The sequence below is a fragment of the Ureibacillus galli genome (assembly GCF_014836845.1).
Classification (GTDB): Bacteria; Bacillota; Bacilli; order Bacillales_A; family Planococcaceae; genus Ureibacillus; species Ureibacillus galli.
Map to the genome: position 1 here is coordinate 1 of NZ_JACSQA010000056.1, position 4,930 is coordinate 4,930.

Annotated in this window: 5 protein-coding genes; 3 read left to right on the forward strand and 2 right to left on the reverse strand. The window is 33.5% G+C overall.

All coding sequences use genetic code 11. The annotated features are described in order from the left end of the window. Positions 1–346: 346 nt before the first annotated feature. Positions 347–826 carry a RidA family protein gene (locus tag H9636_RS18700; RefSeq protein ID WP_191709064.1) on the forward strand — a complete coding sequence of 160 codons (480 nt, stop codon included), beginning with the start codon at positions 347–349 and terminating at the stop codon, positions 824–826. Beyond that, positions 823–1,776 carry a threonine ammonia-lyase gene (locus H9636_RS18705; RefSeq protein WP_191709065.1) on the forward strand — a complete coding sequence of 318 codons (954 nt, stop codon included), beginning with the start codon at positions 823–825 and terminating at the stop codon, positions 1,774–1,776. Before H9636_RS18700 ends, H9636_RS18705 begins: the two co-directional genes overlap by 4 nt. Before the next feature lie 291 nt (positions 1,777–2,067). Here the strand turns inward: H9636_RS18705 and H9636_RS18710 are convergent, their stop codons facing one another. Further along, positions 2,068–2,442: a winged helix-turn-helix transcriptional regulator gene (locus tag H9636_RS18710; RefSeq protein ID WP_191709066.1), complete on the reverse strand. Its 375-nt coding sequence runs from the start codon at positions 2,440–2,442 to the stop codon at positions 2,068–2,070. A 121-nt stretch (positions 2,443–2,563) separates the two neighbouring features. On the opposite strand from H9636_RS18710, the gene H9636_RS18715 reads away from it, so the two are divergent. Continuing rightward, positions 2,564–3,145, forward strand: coding sequence for an NAD(P)H-dependent oxidoreductase (locus tag H9636_RS18715; protein WP_191709067.1), 582 nt, complete (start codon positions 2,564–2,566; stop codon positions 3,143–3,145). 922 nt (positions 3,146–4,067) lie between these two features. Here the strand turns inward: H9636_RS18715 and H9636_RS18720 are convergent. Then, on the reverse strand, positions 4,068–4,553 hold the full coding sequence (locus H9636_RS18720; protein WP_191709068.1) for a hypothetical protein: 486 nt from the start codon (positions 4,551–4,553) through the stop codon (positions 4,068–4,070). Positions 4,554–4,930 lie beyond the last annotated feature (377 nt).

The window sequence follows — 4,930 nt, forward strand, 5'->3', positions numbered from 1 at the left end:
CCGACTACCGTTATAATAAGACCTAAACGAAAAAGGTCAACCAGAAAAATCTGGCTAACCTCATATTACGATCGGGCTATATTGTGGAATAACATTGAGAAAACAATCGAATATTTATGATGAAAATTTTAATGAATGTATTTTTGCAGGTGGATAGGGATAATTAAATTGTTTAATTTACAATAAGGTAACTTAAAAAAGTAAGTCCTCTTTTTCAACAAACAGGGAAGGTTAATGTAATAAAAATTCATTTTCTATACAAGAAGGGTTTTCAATGTGTAATTTGGAATAGTTAGTTTATAAGTATATTTTTAACTTAATTAACATTGCGAATGGAGTTTTTGATATGAGTGCCATTGAACGTCGTTTGGAAGAATTAGGTTTAGAGCTACCTGATGCTGTTGCCCCTTTGTATAGTTATGTTTCCGTTATGATTCATAATGGAGTGGCTTATATTAGTGGACAAGTTCCTAGAATTAATGGTGACGTTCCTTATATAGGTAAAGTGGGCAGAGATGTTACAGTCGAACAGGCTCAGGAACTTGCGGAGTTCTGTGTGTTAAAAGGGCTTAGTAGTTTAAAAGCAGCTATAGGCAGTCTTGACAACGTGGAGCAAGTATTAAAGGTAACTGGCTATGTACAAACTGCACCAGGGTTTAATGAACCTTCCAAAATCCTTGATGCAGCTTCTGAATTACTCGAGAAGATATTTGATGAAAAAGGACTTCATGCTCGCTCGGCGGTTGGGGTAGCAGAGCTTCCTAGCAACACACCGATTGAGATTGATTTTGTTATTGCAGTTAAAAAGGAGGGATTAACAACATGATTTCTTTAAAAGATGTGAAAGATGGCAGAGAACGAATTAGCGATATAGCGTATGTAACACCGATTTTACAATCAAGGAAACTTTCTAAAATATGTGGGAATCAGATGTTTTTAAAATCAGAGCATTTACAAAAAACAGGTTCATTTAAAATACGAGGAGCAAGTAATAAAGTTATTCATGCGATTGAAAATGGTGCGAAGTTTGTAACAGCAGCATCATCAGGTAATCACGGTCAAGCGGTTGCTTATGTTGCCAAAAAATACGGAGTTCCGGCAACCATTGTAGTCCCTGAAAACGTTAGTAAGTGTAAGGTTAACGCAATCCAAGCTTACGATGGTAAGGTGGAAATGTGGGGTAATACTTCTGGAGAACGTATACCAAGAGCAAAGGCGATTGCAAATCAAGAAAACGGCGTATACATTCCACCTTATGACGACCCATTGATTATGGCAGGGCAGGGAACTATTGGATTAGAAATTTTGGAACAGGTGGATAATGTTGATGCAATCATTGTCCCGATTGGTGGTGGTGGACTTATATCGGGAATCCTAACAGCCATTAAAGAAACTAACCCCCAAATAAAAGTAATTGGGGTAGAACCTGAGCTTGCTAGTGATACATACCTATCATTACAAAGTAAAAAAATCACCACAATTCCCGCAAGTCAGACCATTGCGGACGGTTTAAGAACTAACCAGCCAGGTGACCTTACCTTCCCTGTACTTATGAAATATCTAGACGATATTGTCCTTGTGAGTGAAGATGAAATTCGTCAGTCCTTTAGTTTCGTCATGGAACGTACGAAACAACTAATAGAAACATCGGCAGCCGTAACGATCGCAGCAGCTATGTTCAATAAACTAAACATTCAAGGTAAAAACATCGTAACTGTTATCTCTGGCGGAAATGTGGACCTAGACAAAGTCCATCAATTCATTGTAAATAGTTAGAAATGCCCCTGTAAGACTAGACTTAAGTTAGTATTGTGAAGTATCTTACATCAAAGATTAAACAACTATATTTTTACCCCCGTCCTAAATTTAGAACGGGGGTATGATTGTTTGAGATTACAGAGCTTATGATGAATAGCAATCCTCATTAATCAGGAGCTATGGTAGAGCAACACTAAACTTTGTAAAATTAAAGATAAGTGAATAAAGAAATTATTGACTCCGCTATTTAACAGGTACAACTATAGAGGTTGATATGTATGTATATCCAGGCTGCTGACAGGCAGCTTCTTAGTTATTGTTCACTTTTAACGTGACTTCTTTTCCTTTATTCAATTGATCTTCTCCCCAATAGCAAATTGCATCTAATACAGGAATCAGTGATAAGCCCTTTTCCGATAAACTATATTCTACTTTTGGAGGTACTTGAGGATATTCTTTTCGATTAATTAGTTGATCACTCTCAAGTTCCTTTAGTGTATTGGTTAATGTTTTAAAAGAAATATTGCCAAGCATCCGTTTTAACTGGTTATAGCGAATAGGGTTATTGTTTAAATATAAAGCATATAAAACTGTCATTTTGTATTTCCCACCAATTAATGACAAAGTATATCCAAAACCAGTATCCTTCAAATTACCATTTAATACATAAGATTCTTTTTCCATTTGGCACTCTCCTTTAGGTTAGTATCTCACTTAAATTACCGTACTAGTAGAATGTTATAGCATACAATAAAATCAATGTACATTAAAATATGATGCAAATAAGGGAGAAGGGTGATTAATAATGAAAACAATTGTCTATGCACATCCATGGGAAGGAAGCTATAATCATGCAATTTTAACCTCTATCATGAAAGACTTAGAAGCTAAGGAAGAAAAAGTTCAAGTTATTGATCTTTATAAAGATGGGTTTAATCCCGTTTTTACAGCTGAAGAATTAGCGCAATTTAATAGAGGAGAAACGCCCTACAAATTAGTTAAGGAATATCAAAAAAAATTAAGCCAGGCAACTGAGTTGATTTTTATTTTTCCTGTCTGGTGGTGGGACTTACCTGCTATTTTAAAAGGATTTATTGATAAAGTAATGCTTAGTGGCTTCGCTTTCCAAGAGGATAAAAAAACAAATACTCTGAAAGGTTTATTGACAAATATAGAAAAAACACTTGTCATCTCAACTTCTACAACGGATAAAAATTATATTGAATCTGAGGGAGGAAATGCTATTCAGGGAGTCTTTATTAACCGAACTCTAGCTGACCTGGGAATTAAAAATGAACACACTAAATGGATTCATTTTTCTGGAGTTAACTTAACAACAGACGAGAAGAGGAAACAATTTTTAAAAGAAATAATCCAAGAAATCTAAAGTAAAATGAACTGCATAGAAAATATTTGTGAGAAATGCACTTATACAAACAGTTGCGATTTTAAATAAGGAGAAAAACTTAGTAAGTGTGTAATTTTCGTTCTTCTACAATCAGCGCTATTGTGGAAGAAGTAAATAAATAATGAAGTTTAAAATAGATCTACGTTATGCTTTTTATATTTTACAGTGGGGGATAAAGTGGCTATTGAATACCTTAATCCAGGTCAGGTTATTTAACTTCCTGGATTTTCTTATTGTTAAATTAAGAACGAATGTTCTAAATGGCGGCAAAATAAGAAAGAATGATTGATTGAGGAGTGGTGTTAGTGAAAGGACAGTTATTTAAGTTAATACAAGGAATCAGATAGTTGATATGTTGTACATCGCTAATAATGGTGAAAATTACTAAAAAACGTACATTGGTTGCATTAGTATAGAAAAACTATATAAATAGGTATTTTAAAGCACAAATTTAAAAACCGAAAACCCTTAATATTAAAGGCTTTCGGCAATATGGTCTCGACAGGGTTCGAACCTGCGACCCCCACCTTGTCAAATTCATCGTTAGAAATAAGTTGAATCAAAATGAGATTAAATACGGTAAATAATTCTGATTTACCAAGCTTTTTAAGGTCATTAAAATCAGCTCAGGTAAATAAGTTCAATACAAAAAATAATTCTGCGGATAAATTGAGGTCAAAAGAGTAAACAGGTGGTCTGTATTACTCTTTTTTTTTAATTTTTTGTTTTAACGGTTTTAAATATGATTTCCCTGTTTTTAGATGGTTTTTGTAGAAAATTTAGTTTAAAAATTTCAACAGTTCGTATATATTTCAACCAAATAAAAACGATCAGGTCACATGATTCGTGAGCCTGGTCGTTTATGTTTTTTCTTTTGTATCTAACAATATTCTATTTATGATTAATCATACGCTGTAACTTGTAAACCACGTTGCGAAGGAGTAGAATCTGTAGTTTTAATTACAAGGTAAAATTCAGCTTTTCCATCAGTACCATCTACGAAACTTCCTATACTTCTGAAATCAAGACCACCACCATGGCCATAAACAGTTTGCCAATCTTTAACAAGGTCATCAGCATTATCTGGATCATACTCCCATAATTGAACCCTCAGGTTTTGTTCTTGATAATGGAATGATGTTCGGAAATCTCCACCATATGAATTAAATTTCTGAGTTGTTAACGTTGTTAAACCAGTAATACCAGTAAAAGTTTGTTGGCCAATTTGATCCCATTGTCCTGCATCCATAGGTGTAATGATTGATACATTCGGTTGGTTATTTTGTTCAACTAGAACAGAGTCCCCACTACTAGCAAATGCTGAGTTAGATGCAAATAATGTAGTAAATAACGCAGCACTACCTAATAAAAATTTACCAAGTTTCAAACAAATCCCTCCTCTTGTAATATATTCCAATTATAAATCTAATAAATAGTTTTTTCAATCTTTATTTTTTCCTATCATTTCCAATAGTTAATTCCTTTAGATAAATAACGATAGTATTTTATGTTACATCCAAAATAATTAATGATATAAGGTATAATTTAATACTTTTAAGAACAATTTTTGTTTAAAGCTAGAAATGGGAGAGGAATATCTCTAAAAAGGAATGAAAAGAAATAACTTCATCTATTAGGGGAATTTTCAAATATATTAATTTGATAAAAAAGATCAGGTATTCACTAAGTGAACTGAACCCCAAATAGTGGACACTTTAAAAAAAGTGGACCTATTCGGGGTTTTTCTATTTTCTTCAATGAACT